15 protein-coding genes are annotated in these 15,497 nt (G+C 66.1%); 9 read left to right on the forward strand and 6 right to left on the reverse strand.

Features of this window, described 5'->3' with window-relative positions; translation table 11 throughout:
• The first annotated feature begins 1 nt into the window (after position 1).
• Positions 2-886, forward strand: coding sequence for an amidohydrolase (locus C5B97_RS08935; protein WP_181026961.1), 885 nt, complete (start codon positions 2-4; stop codon positions 884-886).
• Between the two features lie 93 nt (positions 887-979).
• On the opposite strand, the gene C5B97_RS08940 is transcribed toward C5B97_RS08935, so the two are convergent.
• A complete protein-coding gene (locus C5B97_RS08940) occupies positions 980-1,939 on the reverse strand; it encodes an aldo/keto reductase (protein WP_104311749.1) in 960 nt (319 codons plus the stop codon).
• Positions 1,936-3,234, reverse strand: coding sequence for an enolase C-terminal domain-like protein (locus C5B97_RS08945; protein ID WP_104311750.1), 1,299 nt, complete (start codon positions 3,232-3,234; stop codon positions 1,936-1,938). The genes C5B97_RS08940 and C5B97_RS08945 overlap by 4 nt, the downstream gene beginning before the upstream one ends.
• A gap of 113 nt (positions 3,235-3,347) precedes the next feature.
• On the opposite strand from C5B97_RS08945, the gene C5B97_RS08950 reads away from it, so the two are divergent.
• The 6 genes from C5B97_RS08950 (at position 3,348) to C5B97_RS08975 (ending at position 9,524) form a co-directional block, all read left to right on the forward strand.
• Entirely contained in the window at positions 3,348-4,190 is an 843-nt protein-coding gene (locus C5B97_RS08950) for a fumarylacetoacetate hydrolase family protein (RefSeq protein WP_104311751.1), read from the forward strand.
• 8 nt (positions 4,191-4,198) lie between these two features.
• Complete coding sequence (locus C5B97_RS08955; protein WP_104311752.1) at positions 4,199-4,930, forward strand: SDR family NAD(P)-dependent oxidoreductase; 732 nt, start codon at positions 4,199-4,201, stop codon at positions 4,928-4,930.
• Between the two features lie 137 nt (positions 4,931-5,067).
• Positions 5,068-6,294 (forward strand): ABC transporter substrate-binding protein, encoded by a 1,227-nt coding sequence (locus tag C5B97_RS08960; protein WP_104311753.1) that lies wholly within the window; start codon positions 5,068-5,070, stop codon positions 6,292-6,294.
• The gene (locus C5B97_RS08965; protein WP_104311754.1) at positions 6,291-7,241 is read left to right on the forward strand and encodes a carbohydrate ABC transporter permease; all 951 of its coding nucleotides are present in this window, start codon (positions 6,291-6,293) and stop codon (positions 7,239-7,241) included. The genes C5B97_RS08960 and C5B97_RS08965 overlap by 4 nt, the downstream gene beginning before the upstream one ends.
• The gene (locus tag C5B97_RS08970; protein WP_104311755.1) at positions 7,234-8,112 is read left to right on the forward strand and encodes a carbohydrate ABC transporter permease; all 879 of its coding nucleotides are present in this window, start codon (positions 7,234-7,236) and stop codon (positions 8,110-8,112) included. Before C5B97_RS08965 ends, C5B97_RS08970 begins: the two co-directional genes overlap by 8 nt.
• Positions 8,113-8,177: 65 nt before the next feature.
• Positions 8,178-9,524 (forward strand): alpha-L-fucosidase, encoded by a 1,347-nt coding sequence (locus C5B97_RS08975; RefSeq protein ID WP_104311756.1) that lies wholly within the window; start codon positions 8,178-8,180, stop codon positions 9,522-9,524.
• Positions 9,525-9,800: 276 nt separating this feature from the next.
• Here the strand turns inward: C5B97_RS08975 and C5B97_RS08980 are convergent, their stop codons facing one another.
• Positions 9,801-11,126 carry an esterase family protein gene (locus C5B97_RS08980; protein ID WP_104311757.1) on the reverse strand — a complete coding sequence of 442 codons (1,326 nt, stop codon included), beginning with the start codon at positions 11,124-11,126 and terminating at the stop codon, positions 9,801-9,803.
• Between the two features lie 271 nt (positions 11,127-11,397).
• The gene (locus tag C5B97_RS17745; RefSeq protein ID WP_146080771.1) at positions 11,398-12,228 is read right to left on the reverse strand and encodes a DUF4190 domain-containing protein; all 831 of its coding nucleotides are present in this window, start codon (positions 12,226-12,228) and stop codon (positions 11,398-11,400) included.
• A gap of 372 nt (positions 12,229-12,600) precedes the next feature.
• Here C5B97_RS17745 and C5B97_RS08990 point away from each other — a divergent pair, with 372 nt between their 5' ends.
• Both C5B97_RS08990 and C5B97_RS08995 read left to right on the forward strand, forming a co-directional pair.
• Entirely contained in the window at positions 12,601-13,116 is a 516-nt protein-coding gene (locus tag C5B97_RS08990; RefSeq protein WP_258068087.1) for a hypothetical protein, read from the forward strand.
• Between the two features lie 203 nt (positions 13,117-13,319).
• Positions 13,320-14,318 (forward strand): hypothetical protein, encoded by a 999-nt coding sequence (locus tag C5B97_RS08995; protein WP_146080772.1) that lies wholly within the window; start codon positions 13,320-13,322, stop codon positions 14,316-14,318.
• Here C5B97_RS08995 and C5B97_RS18370 read toward each other — a convergent pair.
• The gene (locus C5B97_RS18370) at positions 14,263-14,988 is read right to left on the reverse strand and encodes a sensor histidine kinase (RefSeq protein ID WP_104311761.1); all 726 of its coding nucleotides are present in this window, start codon (positions 14,986-14,988) and stop codon (positions 14,263-14,265) included. The two genes, C5B97_RS08995 and C5B97_RS18370, sit on opposite strands and share 56 nt — an antisense overlap.
• Complete coding sequence (locus C5B97_RS09005; protein ID WP_181026962.1) at positions 14,951-15,415, reverse strand: hypothetical protein; 465 nt, start codon at positions 15,413-15,415, stop codon at positions 14,951-14,953. Before C5B97_RS09005 ends, C5B97_RS18370 begins: the two co-directional genes overlap by 38 nt.
• Between the last annotated feature and the right edge of the window lie 82 nt (positions 15,416-15,497).

The raw sequence follows: 15,497 nt of genomic DNA on the forward strand, positions 1-15,497 counted from the left end.
CGTGGAGCGCTTCGATACCCCCGAGCCGGTGGACGCCCACGTCCACGTCTGGGATCGATCGCTGCTGCGTCTCGACTGGCTCGACGATCTGCCCGAGCTCGCGACATCCCGCCTTCCATGGGCCTACGACGCTCAGCGTGGAAAAGTTGGTGCCGCGGTGTTCGTCCAAGCAGGTGCCAGGCCCGCGGACGCGTTGGCGGAGGCGACGTGGGTTCAGTCTCTGGCCCAGGGATGGCCAGCCCTGGCCGGCATCGTCGCGGACGCCGATCTTCTGAGTCCTCCGGTTGAACTCGGCGCACACCTCGATGCGCTCGAGGAGCTGCCGCTGTACCGGGGCGTGCGTCACCTCCTGCAGGACCTCGACGTGCAGGTGCTGCGCTCTGACGCCCTGCTCCTCGGGCTCGATGCGCTTGCGCGCAGGGACTCGAGTTTCGACGCCTGCGTGCGCTGGTGGCAGCTCGAGGAGCTGGCCGGCCTGCTCGAGCGATCGTCGCCGCTCACGGTGGTGCTCGATCACATCGGCAAGCCGCCGCTCGATTCGGACGTGAAGTCGGAGGCCTGGGCGGGGTGGGAGGTCGGACTGCGCAGGATCGGAGCCCTGCCCGGTGCTCACGTGAAGCTCAGCGGGTTGTCCGCAGAAATGTCCGCGGGTGCGAAGGCGGGACCCACGTTTCGGGCTCGGGCTGCGCACGCCATCGAGACGGCGCTTGACGTGTTCGGCGCCGAGCGGGCCATGTTCGGCAGCGATTGGCCGGTCAGCGCGGTCGGCGGCGCGGGTCTTTCGACCGCCGAGTGGTTGGACTTCGTCCGAGGGCAGGTCTCCGACGTCGAGTGGTTGGAGATCGGCTCCGGCACGGCAGCGCGCGTCTACCGCCTCGAGCGCTGACGCTCGGGCGGCGGGCCCGCACAGCGCCGAGCCGAGCGCGGCGGCGTCGGAGCATGCCGCCACGGCCAAGCCCCACGACGGCCCAGCCGTCTGCTACCGGGCTATCACCGGCACAGGAATCAGCTCGAGCGCTGCAAGCTCCTGCCACAGCTCCTCGGGGATGGGTGCCCGGAGGTGCTCTGCGTTCTCGCGAACGGCAGCGGCGCGCGACGTCCCGACCACGACCGTTGAGACGGCGGGGTGCCGCAGGGGGAACTGGATGGCGGCCTGTGGGAGCGTCACGTCGTATGCTCCGCAGACCTGCGCGAGGCGGTCGACCCGCGCGGCGACCGCATCCGGGACTGCGCCGTAGTTGTAGTGCGCGCTGGCCGAACGAGTCGCTGTGGCGAGCAAGCCGGAGTTGAAGACGGCGGCCGTCACCACTCTGACGCCACGTTCGAGGCAGCGAGGGAGCAACTCCGCCGCCGCCGGCTGCTCGAGGAGGGTGTAGCGTCCGGCGATCATGACGACGTCGATGTCGCTCTCGTTCACGGCCCGAAGTGCAGCATCGACGCTGTTGACGCCGATGCCGACTTCGGAGACGACGCCCTGCTCACGCAGCGTTACGAGGGCCGGCAGCCCCTGCGAGATGCCGGCGTCGAGGTCGTAGACGTCCGGGTCGTGGAGGTACGCGACGTCAACGACGTCGACGCCCATGCGCTCGAGGGATTCGCCGAGGCTCCGCTCGACTCCGGACTTCGACGGATCGTAGCGGCGGACGAGTTCGTCGGGCACGGCGAAGCCGTTGGCTTCGTCCGTTTTGCCGGTGAAGTCAGGGTTGGGGACGAGGAGTCGCCCGACCTTCGTCGAGAGCGTGTACTCATCGGCGGGGAGGTTCGTGAGGAAATCGCCGAGGCGACGCTCGGACAGCCCGAGGCCGTAGTGCGGTGCCGTGTCGTACACGCGGACGCCCTCGTCCCACGCGGCTGCGAGTGCGGCCCGGGCCTGCTCGTCGCTGACTTCACGGTAGAGGTTGCCGATGGAGGCGGCCCCGAAGCCGAGCCGTTCGATCATGCGACCACGACCGGCTCAGACGAGAAGGCGTAGTCGATGAGGGTCTGCGCGAGCATCTCGGTCCCGGCTCCTGGGGCGAGGGGTGTCACGTAGTGCCCGCCCGTGAGAACTGTCGGGGTGACGAAGTGCTCGTGCAGGTGGTCGACGAATTCGATCATCCGATTCTCCATGGTGCCGCTCACGGCGACGAAGTCGAACATCGAGAGGTGCTGCACCGCCTCGCACAGGCCGACCCCGCCGGCGTGCGGGCAGACGCGCACGCCGAACTTCGCGGCGAGCAGCAGGTTCGCGATGTTCTCGTTGACGCCGCCGACTCGGCTCGCGTCGATCTGCATGACCTGCATGCCGCCAGATTGCAGGAACTGCTTGAACATGACCCGGCTGTGCGCGTGCTCGCCGGTGGCGACCGGAATGGGGGCGATGGCGCGAGCGATGGCGGCGTGGGCGAGCACGTCATCCGGGCTCGTGGGCTCCTCGACCCAGGCGACGCCGAAGGGGGCGAGCGCGGTGATCCACTCGATCGCATCCTGGGTGTCCCAGCGCTGGTTCGCGTCGATGGCTATGGGGAAGTCGGGCCCGCAGATCTCGCGGGCGATGCGCATCCGCCTGATGTCGTCGTCGATGCTGCCGCCGACCTTGAGCTTGATCTGCGGGAAGCCCTCGGCGCGCGCCTCGCGGCAGAGGCGCGCGAGCTTCTCGTCGGAGTAACCGAGCCAGCCCGGCGTCGTCGTGTAGGCCGGGTAGCCCGTGCGCAGCAGGGAAGCCTCTCGCGCTTCGCGTCCCGGCACTGCGGCCTCCAGGATCTGCAGCGCATCGTCCCGCGTCAGCGCGTCGGACAGGTAGCGGAAGTCGACCAGGTCGACGAGCTCCTCGGGCGACATGGAGGAGAGGAGCCTCCACAGGGGCTGGCCCGCGCGCTTGGCTTTGAGGTCCCAGAGGGCGTTGACCACGGCGCCGATCGCCATGTGCATGACGCCCTTCTCAGGGCCGAGCCAGCGCAGCTGCGAGTCGTAGACAAAGCCCCGATACGTGGCTCCCATGTCGGCGAGCAGCTCTTCGACGTCGCGCCCGACGAGGTACTGCTCGAGCGACCGGATGGCGGCGACCTGCACGTCGTTGCCCCGCCCGATCGTGAACGCGAACGCGTGGCCGGAGAGGCCGTCAGCGGTGTCGGTCTCGATCACCGCATAGGCCGCTGAGTAGTCGGGGTCGAGATTCATCGCGTCGGTGCCATCAGCGGTCAGCGACGTCGGGAACCGTACGTCGACAGTCGTCAGTGACTGAACTTTGCTCATTGTTCCTCCTTGCTGAGAACAGTAAACATCCGATCAATGCCACGTCAAGTGCTACAGTTGCCGCGTCCTAGGCCAACAGTGGCCGTAATCTTCAGATGTTTGGAGCGTGGTGCATGCGTTTTCTTCGATTGGGTGACGAGGGGGTCGAGGTTCCCGTGCTGCGAGTGGATGGCATCGACTTCGACCTGAGCGGGGTCACTGCAGACCTCGACGGCGAGTTCTTCGAGACGGACGGCATCGCGCGCGCCAAGGTGGCTCACGCTGCCGGCGAGCTTCCGGTGCTCGACGGATCGGCAGGTCTCAGGGTCGGGGCGCCGGTCGCGCGTCCGTCGGCGATCGTCTGCGTCGGCATGAACTACGCGGCACACGCCGCCGAGTCAGGGGCGGCGCCGCCCAGCGACGTCATCGTCTTCCTCAAGACGCCCAACACCATCTCTGGGCCGTTCGACAATGTGCCGCTGCCTCGAGGGTCTGAGAAGTCCGACTGGGAGGTCGAACTCGGTGTCGTGATCTCGAAGCGAGTCAGCTACCTCGAGAGCGCTGACGAGGCGATGGATGCGGTGGCCGGGTTCGTGGTCGGCAACGACTTGTCCGAGCGTGCCTGGCAGCTCGAAGCCCCTGGCGGACAGTGGAGCAAGGGAAAGTCAGCCCCGCGCTTCTCTCCCCTTGGGCCGGAGCTCGTGACCCCGGACGAAGTCGATTTCCGGTCGCTGCGCCTGTGGAGCAGGGTGAACGGGGAGCCGAGGCAGGACTCGTCGACGGCCGACATGATCTTCGATGTCCCGCACATCATCTGGACGCTGAGCCAGTACCTGGCCCTCGAGCCTGGCGACGTCGTGCTAACGGGGACACCGGAAGGGGTCGCCCTCTCCGGTCGGTTCCGGTACCTCAGGGTCGGGGATGTGGTCGAGCTCGGGATCGACGGCCTCGGGTCCCAGTGCCAGGTGATCGTGTGAGGGGCTCGATGCAGGGGCTGATCGCCGTCGTCACCGGCGGCGCATCTGGGATCGGGGCCGCGATCACCGAGCGCCTTCGTGCGGATGGCGCGTTCGTCGTCCCCTTCGACCTCGTGTCGAGCGAGCAGGGGCTCGTCGTCGACATCGGGGACGACGCGGCGGTGCGAGCGGCTGTCGACCAGGTGGTCGAGTGCCATGGCCGCCTCGACATCGTCGTCAACAATGCCGGGATCAGCTCGGTCGGCTCGATCGAGGACAACCCGGACGAGGAATGGCATCGGGCCTTCGATGTCAATGTCCTCGGGGCGGTGAGGGTGACGCGAGCCGCGCTGCCGCACCTGCGCCGCTCGCCGTGCGCGTCGGTAGTGAACACATGCTCGATCGCGGCCTCAGTGGGCCTGCCGCAACGTGCCGTCTACGGCGCGACCAAGGGAGCGCTCTTGGCGTTGACCCTGCAGATGGCCGCCGATCACCTCGCGGACGGGGTACGCGTCAACGCGGTGAACCCTGGGACGGCAGATACTCCTTGGGTGCAGCGCCTGCTCGCGGCCACCGACGATCCGGTTGCCGCTCGAGAGGCGCTAGAGGCGCGGCAGCCCTCTGGGCGACTAGTGAGCGCCGGAGAAGTCGCTGAGGCTGTCGCGTACCTGGCAGGCCCCGGTGCGAGGTCGACGACGGGCACGAGCCTCGCAGTGGATGGCGGCATGGCCGGTCTCCGCCTGCCACCGGCACGCGGTTGAACTGATGTTTACGGCCATTCGACAGTCATTGAACTTCGAAACTCGCTCTTGACCATTCAAACATCGGATGATTAGATCGCTTCTGGCGAAGCATCCGGGGTCTGAGCCCCAACATCGCAACATCAAAGGAGATAACGATGAAGAGACGCACGAAGACCGCCGCTGCCGCCCTCGCGATCGGGTCGCTGGCCCTCGCCGGCTGCGCGTCCGGGGAATCGGCGGAGTCGGCCGACGGCCTCGTCTGGTCCATGTGGATCGGTTCCACCGAAGATCAGACGGCCTGGCAGTCCGTCGGTGAAGCCGGGGCAGCAGCAGCCGGAGTTGGTGTGACCCTGCAGGGAGCGCCCTTCGCCGACTACTGGACGAAGCTGTCCACGCAGCTCGGCACCTCCGCTGCCCCGTGCATCGTCTCGATGCAGAGCCTCCGCATCAACCAGTTCAACACCGGACTGCTCCCGCTCGACGACCTCATCGCAGGGTCGGACATCGACCTCGCCGAGTTCGATGAGGGTGCGCTGGACGCGATGCGGGTCGACGGCCAGCAGTACGCGATTCCCTACGACACCGGCCCCATGGTGCTCTACTACAACAAGGACGCGTTCGCGGCGGCGGGCGTCGCCGACCCCGAGCCGGGCTGGACGGCCGACGAGTTCGACGCGGCTACTGCGAAGCTCAAAGACGCTGGCCAGGTGGGTATGGCGACGACGGTCGAGGATCTGTTCCTCGAGAGCAGCGTGCTCGCCTACAACGGGGGACGAGTGCTCGACGAGAGCGGTGAGTTCACCTTCGACGACCCGGCCTTCGGCCAGGGCGTCGAGTGGATCGCGAGCGCTGTCCAGGATGGCCGCGCGACGGTCGCGAACGGGCCGGACAACACGGCCGACGACAACGCATTCATGAACGGCTCGGCCGCATCCGTCGTCGGTGGGCCGTGGCTCCTCCTCGACTTCAACGCGAAGTCAGACTTCGAGATCGGCGTCGCCACGCTCCCGGCGGGCCCGAACGGTGGCGGCACCTTCTCGGCGGGCAGCGGCTTCGGCATCTCGTCGGAGTGCTCCGATCCTGAAGCCGCGCTTGCGGCGATCGCTGGCATGACCTCGGAGGAGACGCTCACGTCGCTCGCCGAGCAGGGCCGCGCGTTCCCGGCTCGGACTGCCTCTCAGCAGGTCTGGTACGACAACGCGGGCATCGAGGGACTTCAGGAGGCGATGGATGCGGCCCTGGTGACGGCGACCCCGCTTCCAGGCTCCGCGAAGGGCGACCAGTTCAATCAGCTGCTCGTTCAGTACGGACCGCAGATGGTGAACGGCGACAAGCCGGCCGACGAGATCCTGCCCGAGATCGCGACGCAGCTCGGATCATGACGCTGACCTCCGAGCCCACGGCGATCTCGCCTGCGGTTCCGCTCACCACCGAGGCGAGGAAGTCATCGCCGCCGCCGCGTCGGCAGCGTCGCAACCTGTGGGGGCCGGCCTTCGCCGCCCCCCACGCGATCGGCCTTGGGCTCTTCACTTTGACGCCCATCGTGATCGCCCTCGTCATGAGCTTCCACGACTGGCCGATGATCGGCAGCCCGACGTTCACGGGCCTCGACAACTTCGAACGGCTGTTCGCCGATGACACGTTCCGGGCGGCGCTCGGCAACACGCTGCTCTTCGTTGTCCTCTACATCCCCCTGAACCTCATCGTCTCGATGGGCATGGCGGCGTGGCTGTCGCCGCGAATCAAGGGCAGGCAGTTCTTCAGGGTCCTGTTCTTCCTGCCCACGGTCACGCCCATCGTCGCGAACGCGGTCGTATGGCGCCTCATCTACGAGCCGGGTGGCACGCTCGACGCGACCTCGCAGACGCTCTTCGGAATCGAGCTGCCGAACTTTCTGGCAGATCCGAACTGGGCGATGGCGGCGATCGTCGTCATGAGCGTCTGGCAGGGCTTCGGCTACAACATGCTCGTGTTCTCGGCGGCGCTCGACTCCGTGCCGGAGAACCAGATCGAGGCGGCCCAGCTCGACGGAGCGAACCCGTGGACGATCTTCTGGCGCATCCAGCTGCCGCTCATTTCGCCGTCCCTGTTCTTCGCCACGATCATGACGCTCATCACGTCGTTCCAGGTGTTCATCCAGCCGTACATCCTTACGAAGGGCGGGCCTGGCACGTCCACGCTGACGCTCGTGCAGTTCATCTACAACCAGGGCTTCACCTTCCAGCAGCTCGGGCTCGCCGCGGCTGCCGGGTGGGTGCTGTTCGTCATGATCCTCGTCATCACCGCCGTGCAGTTCATCGGCCAGAAGAAGTGGGTGCACTATGACTAGCGATACCGCCGTGACGAGGCGCCGGTCCGCACCGCCGAGTCGAACCGGGCAGCGCATCCGTTCTGCCATCGGGTACGTGCTGCTCGGCATCGTCACACTCATCTTCATCTCGCCGCTGCTCGTGATGATCGGCTCGTCGCTGAAGAAGCCGAACGAGATCTTCTCGACCCCGCCGAGCCTGTTCGGCTCGACGCTCGAGTGGGGTAACTTCGCCGAGGTCTTCGAGTACGCGCCGTTCGGCCAGTACCTCATGAACGGCATGATCGTCGCCGTGCTCGGTACCGCGCTGACCCTCGCGGTCGCGGCGCTCTCGGGCTACGCCTTCTCGCGGCTCAAGTGGAAGGGACGCGGTGCCACGTTCGCCGTGTTCCTCGCGACGATGATGCTCCCGCAGGAGGTCATCATCGTGCCGGCGTTCGTGCTCATGCGCTCGTTCGGCTGGGTCAACTCGTACGAGGCGCTCATCATCCCGTGGGCGTTCACGGCGCTCGGGGCGTTCCTGCTGCGCCAGTTCTACATGACGGTGCCGCAGGAGCTCGAGGATGCTGCCAGGCTCGACGGGGCAGGCACCGTGGCGATCTTCTTCCGGATCATGCTGCCCCTGTCGCGGTCGACGCTGGCCGTGCTCGCGGTCTTCACCTTCATCACCTACTGGAACTCGTTCCTCTGGCCGCTCATCATCGTGAATGACGTGAGCGCGCTCGGCACGATTCCGCTCGGCCTGCAGCAGTTCTTCGGCCAGCAGGGCACCCAGTGGCATCTGCTGATGGCGGCGTCCGTCATCTCCATGCTGCCGACGACCGTGCTGCTCGTGGCTCTGCAGAAGCACCTCGTGCGGGGCGTCGTGACGTCCGGCATGGGCGGTCGCTGAGCCCCTACCTTTCCGTACATCTCCGCAAGGCAGTCGCGAACGCTTCAGAGAGGAAGCTTCACCCCATGGCAATGTTCAAGTCAGCCCCAGTCCGCCCAGAGGCCTACCAGAAGTTCGAGCGTGAGACACCGGAGTGGTACCAGGATGCGAAGCTCGGCATCTTCGTGCACTGGGGTGCGTACTCGGTGCCCGCGTGGGCCGAGCCGATCGGGCCGCTCGGCACCTTCGACGAGGAGTACTGGTTCAGGCACAATCCGTACGCCGAGTGGTACTACAACACGGTGCGCATCGAGGGCAGCCCGGCGCATCAGCACCAGCAGGAGGTCTTCGGCGGGGCCCACTACGACGAGTTCATCGACCTGTGGAAGGCGGAGAACTTCGATGCGGGTGCCGTCATGGATATCGTGAAGTCGACCGGAGCGCGGTACTTCGTGCCGACGACGAAGCACCACGACGGTGTGACCCTGTGGGATGCGCCGGGGACGGGGGAGCGAAACACGGTCAGCCGTGGTCCGAAGCGCGACCTCGTCGCGGAGTTCAAGGAAGCGGCTGAGGCTCGCGGCGTGAAGTTCGGCGTCTACTACTCGGGTGGCCTCGACTGGCACTTCACGAATGCGGCCGTCATCGATGGTCCTATCGAGGGGGATCGGCGCCCGGTCGACAAGGAATACGCCGATTACGCCCACGACCATGTCGTGGACCTCATCGAGAAGTACGACCCGGAGGTGCTGTGGGGTGATATCGAGTGGCCGGATGCTGGCAAGGCGCCCGGTGAGAAGAGCCTCGTGAACATCTTCGAGAAGTTCTACGCGAGCAGGCCGGAGGGTGTCTCCAACGATCGTTGGGGCGAGACGCACTGGGACTTCCGCACGAGCGAGTACGAGCAGGGGCGTTCCCAGGAGGGCGACGGCGCGTGGGAGAACTGCCGCGGAGTCGGGTTCTCCTTCGGCCACAACACGCTCGAAGACGAGTCGAACTCGCTCGGTGGGGTCGATGCCATCCGCAACTTCGTGGACATCGTGTCTCGTGGCGGCAACTTCCTGCTCAACATCGGGCTGACCGCGTCGGGGGAGGTGCCCGAGCTGCAGCGCCGCACGCTCGAGACGCTCGGCGCCTGGAACGCGGTGCACGGGGAGGCGATCTTCGGGTCGCGGCCATTGGACGACTCGTTGGGTGCGGAGGGCGAGGACCCGTGGGTGCGCTGGACCCGCACGAGAAACACGGCGCATGCGTTCGTCGATGTGCCGGCCGGAGAGACCGTCGCGCTTGAAAAGTTCGCGAGTGGTCTGGACCTCGAGGGCGCCACGGCCGTCAGCGCGACGGCTCGAGTCGACGGCGGCACGGTCACGCTGGTGCGCGCTGAGGATGCGGTCGACGGGCCGGTCCGGGTGTCATTCCCCATCAGCGACTGAGCGGATGCGAGGGTCGCCCCGCGCGGAAATCTCTGGTCCGCGCGGGGCGACTTTCTGCCTTCATACTCCTCAAGCGCCCGATCCACGATTGATGCTTGCCACGATGAGTGCTCCGCCCCTACACTCAGAACCCTTGGGGGACGCGTTCTTGAGACGCCTTGTCTGGTGCGATTCCAGAGTCCTCCACCACTTTTTCGAGCGGGACGCTCGCTCGGAGCCGTCGGCACGCTTTTCGCGCAGCTGCCAATGCCGGTTCGCACCGCAGCGGATGCCTGCTCAGCTCCCCGAGGACAGTCCGAGCACCGGGTAGAGCACGTTGAAGCCTTCGGTGAGGCCGCCGCTGACGGCGTCGCCGCCGTGGTCGGCGCCTTGCACGATGAAGAGGGTGGTGTTGATGCCGAGCGCTTGCGTGGCGTTGGAGACGGTGGTGGCCATGGACACGAAGTCGGGGTCTTCGCTGCCGGCCGTGAAGATCGCGGTCACGCTCGCGTAGGTGCCTGCTGGGGCGGCCTGGAAGATGTTGATGGGCTTCGACGCTTCGAAGGCGGCGGCGTCGCCGCCGTAGATGTCGGCTTGGACGGCGTCGGGGGTTTCGGATCCCGGGTACTGTTCGCCGGAGACGCTGATGATGTTCTTGAACGTGCCCGGGTCCTTCGCGCCGTACTTCGCTGCGCATCCGCCGCCGTTAGAGTAGCCGGCAACGGTCCAGTACTTGGGGTCCTGGATGACGTTGAGGTTCGCGTTGACCCAGTTGACGACGTCTGTCGTGACGTAGGTTTCGGCGTTGCCGTACTTGGCGGAGTCGGCGCAGGCAGGGTCGACGTCGCCTTGGCCGCCGAGCTGGTCGGCGACGACGACGATGGGTGCGAGGCCGTTGTGGTCGGCGGCGAACTGGTCGAGGACGTCGCTGATGATCGTGGGGTCGGGGTTGCCGACGTAGCCCATCATCATGATGACGACGGGGAGGGCGGGCGCGTTCTCGACGAGCGCCGCCGGGGGCAGGTAGATGCCCGCGTCCCGGGCGACGAAGCCCGACGTTGTGCCGGGGATGGGGACGGAGCCGCGTTCACCGGTCGAGGGCATGTCTGCGGGGGCCTGCCAGGTCGTGGCGATGGGCTGCGTCGGGGCTTGCCGGTTGTCGGCGTTGAACTCGGGGAGGGTGATCTGGTCTTCTTCGACGATGCCGAACACGGAGCCGAGGGTGGGATTGAGGCCGTAGAGCGCGTTGATGCCGGTTGCGCCGGCGACGAGGTAGGCGAGGATCGAGATGCTCGCGACGATCTTGCGCCAGGGCTTCGAGTGGGGGAAGGACGCGATGGCGAGGCCGATGCCGGCGAAGGTGGCGGCGGCCCACGTGCCGACGGGGCCCGGCAGCTGGACGCCGAACAGGCCGAGGGCGTTGCCGCCAAGGTAGATGAGGAACCCGACGAGGGCACCGACGACGATGCCAATGAGTGCGCGTGGCGGCCACCGCTTCGTCTTGCCGTGCTTGGTCTTGCTGTTCCTGCGGACCAGCAGGGTGACCGTGAGGGCGATCGCGACGGCGTAGATGATCCACATCGCCGGCGAGTTAATGATGGGCAACTCGAGGATGGCGCTCATGGGCGTGCGTGGAACGACATCGGTGCTCCTTCAGGCGAAGCGTGACGGGGGATTCCGGCGGAGCTGCGGCACTGGTTGACTCAACTTCTCACACGGGGTGAGAGAAAGCTACACGCGCGAGTGGGGTGCTTGCCTGCGAAGTTTCGGGTGGATGCGGGGCGCTCGTCGTGCGGGCATGCAAGTGAGTTGGGCCGCATGTTTCCAAGCCCGGTGGTTGTACGGGCAGCGGCCCGCATCCTATCCAGGACGCGGGCCGCTTCTCGAGGATCGGTTACGAAAGCGCGACGAAGACTGGGTCCACGAAATATCCGGCTTCCACGCGAAGAACACCCGTCGCATCGATCGGGATCTGTAGTGCCTCGTTTCCGGTTGTGCTGGCACCCGCGTAGAGCTCTTCCATCGTCAGAGTCGGCTCCGGCGGGACGATCACTGTGTCGTAGCTGTTGGAGACGTTGCCTCCCGCGTCCACGTAGGAGAACGAAACTTGATTCGCAAAGGCGGAGTCTGCACCCTTGTAGGTGAGAGTTGCGTTCACGACGATGTACTGGTTGCCCGGCGTCGCAGCCTGGTTGAAGGTGTTCGCCTGCGCGATCGCGTCATCGGCGCCAAGCTGAACACTGTTGATGACTACATCCCAGTCTGCTGAAGAGATAGTAGTTCCGAGCGGGTAGGGGTTGTCGCGAGTTCCTTGATCAGCTGCGACTGCATCCTGCTGATCCGTATCGGATCCATTGGTCTCGGGGGCAGGCGCGGCCGTCACGGCTGTTGCCTCTTCGGCCGTTTCCACAACTGCGGTTGTGAAGACACCAACAACAAGTGCCGCGACGATGGCAGTAACCAGCGCGACGGCACCTAGAGCTAGCCCCGTGACAGCGAAGCCCTTCGGCTGTCGTCGAATAAGGGCTGTGATCCCGAGCGCAATTGCAGCGAGAGCAACAATGATTCCGAAGATCGGGATCAGACTCGTGAAGAAGGCAACGATCCCGACAATGAGTGCGGCGATTGCCAGTCCTCGAGCAACGGGTGCTGGGGGCTGGTAGTAGTTCTGCGGTTGCTGCACCTGGTACTGCGGCGGGCCAGGTGGTGGGGAGTACTGAGTCATGAGTCAATGCTCGGGTCGCAGTGACGGCCCCCCTGCACAGATTTCATAACGACTCGATTTCGAAATGCCCTCTGGGGTTATTTATCCGGGTGATTTGCCGATAACTGTCGGAGAAATACTTGAGCGCGAGAATAACTCCGATGGCAGATCAAGCTGGTTGGCTCCTTCCGACACCGCAGAGCGAAGCTAGAAGTGGCAGGGCGGTGACTGCGGGAGGAAGGGGTGTTTCGCGGTATGAACGCCCCGTGTTTGAGTCTCGGCTTGTTCGACGGGGCGATACGTTAGCTTCCCGGGACGCTGACCTGAGGTTACCTTTCGAGTTCGAGCAGCCCCGAGAACATCGCAATTCGTCAGGCCGATGGGCAGCGCGACGTGCCCCTTGGCGTCGTCATGGTGGGTATGGCGGCGGTGGCCTGGTGGCCGGCGTTCACGCTGGGGGCGTGGGGTGAGGTGTTCTTCGATGACATCCTCGGCTTCTGGGCCGCGTCGACCGCGGCGTTTGTGTTTGTGCTGCTCGAGCGGCGACGCGTCTGGGGTCGGCTCGGTCGTGCGGCGGTGCTGCTGGTGCCGACGGTGTGGCTGGTCCTGAACTTCCTGGTCGATGACGACTCGGACAACGTCGCGATCGCTCTGGTCGACCTCGCGGCGCTGCTGGTTGTGCTGCTCTGCGTGCCGTTCACGCTGTGGGTGCTGCTGCGCATCGTCTGGCCGGACTTCATCGACCGCACGCCGAAGCGCCGACGCTGGCTGATCGTCGCCGTGGTCGGAGGAATCGTTGTGATCGCCTACGTGCTCGGCCTCAACCAGGCGCACTTCCTCACCTGCGATGACTTCGCGGTCAGCGGGAACTCGCTGCCGCCGGGGTGCGTGCAGGGGAGCGGCGGCTGACTGGGCCCTGGGGCCTAGGCTCTGTCGGGAACAGATCGCGGGGAGCCATGCCATCCATTTATGCAAGCCGTCAGCCGAGTGTTGAGCACGACGCACAGACTCAGCTGCGACTCAGCGCGATCTTTGCCGGCCTGGCGGCATCTGCGGGCTCGTTGCGCTCGGAGCCGCTCGACGTGCACGACGCTCCTGACGGACGCGTCCGAGTGTTCGACCTCGGCGGAGGCACTGGGATGCTTGCCTACCTGCTCGAGCCTGAGGCCGGTGACCAGGTCGTCGTTGTGGCTGGTGCCTGGCCTCTGACTGAGGCCCTAGAGCTGGCTCAGAGTCGAGTTCTTCAGCTCAACCCTGTGAACGGGTTGCCTGAGTTCGTCCCAGCAAGGACCGCTGAGGAAGCGGCGGAGCGACGGGCGAGTCTGCAGAGCAGCGTTCAAAACGACCAAAGGTTGCGCACGATGTCCTACGAGTCACTCACCGAGGAGGAGTACCAAGCTCGGGAATCTGGCGTCTGGAACTCTGCAGGGACCGTGGAACCCGAGGAGCCACAGGCCGACACCGAGACCGACACCGACGTCGAAGCGATGAAGGAAGCGAAGATTCAAGCGGCGTTTGAGAATGCGAAGGCGGAGGCCGCCGCCGCAGGGACACCCATCGATGAAGAGACGGTTGAGTGGTACGTCTCAATCGTTGGGGACGGCGAACCGAACGTGACGTTTGTCACCGAGGAGCAGCGGCGCGCCTTCGAGGCCGAGGCCGAGGAGTATTTCGACGGTATCGCTGGCCACTATTCGCCGATGGAGGTGACCGGACGGCTGGGGCTCCCGGAGGAGGTTCTCAGCGAGGCCTGGAACGCGCAGTCACAGGACGCGCTGGACGCGGCGATCAACGCGTGTGAGAACGAGTGGCACCGCCGGATGCTCGTGCGGATGGCCGAGCATGCTGCTCTCGACGAACTCATGCTCGAGTTCGGCATCGAGACGATTGTGTTCCCCCAGGACCGTGAGCCGACGGAGGAGGAGCAGGAGGTGTGGTCAGTCGCGTACTCCGCGGCCATGGAGCGCTGGGAGCTCGGGGACTTCGTCGACGAGCCCGCAGCGCCGTGGTTGCTGTCGGGCGTCCAACTTGGCGCTCCCGCCTCCGACGCCGAGATCATCGCCTCGTTTGAGCACCCGACGGCTCGGCTGCAGTTCGAGCGCGTTCGGTAGGCACCGATGCGTTCCGTGATCGGCGGGTGGTGCTGTGTTCGTGACCCGCGCGGTGAGGTCGGGGCCGAGGAGTATGACGGGCACTTCCGCGTTTGCGCCGCGCGCGTGGCGGGTGACGTTGCTGAGCGCTTCTTGGACGTCGCGGTAGGCCGTGAGCTGGACGGTGCCGGGGAGCGTGCTGGAGGTGGAGGGCGGCTTCGATGCCGCCGTTTGCGCTGCCGTCGACAAGCGCTTGCAGGTCGCTGAGCTGGGGCTGCCGGGCAAGGGTCGTGTCTTCGTCGAGGCGCAGGACTCCGCCGAGGTGGGTGCGCATCTCCTCCAGAGCGTCGCGGGCGGATCCGGCGATGGACTCGAATTCGGCTTTGGCCTCTTCGTTGAGGTCCGCGACGCGGAAGGGGGCGGAGCTGGCCTGCATGTGGACGATGTTCATGCTGTGGGCGACGACGTCGTGCATTTCGCGGGCGATACGGGAGCGTTCTTCGGCGCCCATGCGGCGTTTTTGTTCGATATCGACAGTGCGCTTCGCATGCATGAGTTCGCGCTTTGACCAGTTGCGGCGGCTGAGGTTGTAGCCGGCGGCGACGATGGGCCCCGTGAAGATGGTGATGGCGATGAGGCTCGCGAACTGCGCGTCAACGTCCGCGCCGGCTCGCATGGCGTCGAACCCCATGAACGCGAGGGCGACGGCTGCGGGTATGAGGCTGACAATCCAGGTGGCGACCGCGAGCGTCAGGGTCGCGGAGGGTGATGATGCCGACCAAGAGGCTGAGCGAGATGAGCTGCGGCACTGGCAGGGGCCAGGCCTCGATGTAGATCGCGTAGGGGAACGGGAGGAGCGCGATGCCGGCGAGGTGCAGGAGGATCGCGATGCGAGGGCGGATGGGCGCGAGCAGCAAGCCGGCTGCCGTCAGCACCGCGAGTCCGAACGCGAGGCCGACACGCACGTTGTAGACGGCTCCGAGGATCGACACGGACACCGCGAACAGCGCGGCGGTGGCGACAGAGAGCAGCACCCACTCGAGCCGGGTGAGGGGCCGCGGTGCTGGCTCGCGTGCTTCTCGAAGCTGCCGGAACAGCTGGTCGATCGTGATGTTCACGAGCGTCACGCCTTTCGTCGAGGACGACGCTAGTAGGCGCGTGGATGCGGGGGCGTCACCTTTGGGGTGCAAGTGACCGACA

Source organism: Pseudoclavibacter sp. RFBB5 (assembly GCF_002931555.1).
Taxonomy (GTDB): domain Bacteria; phylum Actinomycetota; class Actinomycetes; order Actinomycetales; family Microbacteriaceae; genus Pseudoclavibacter.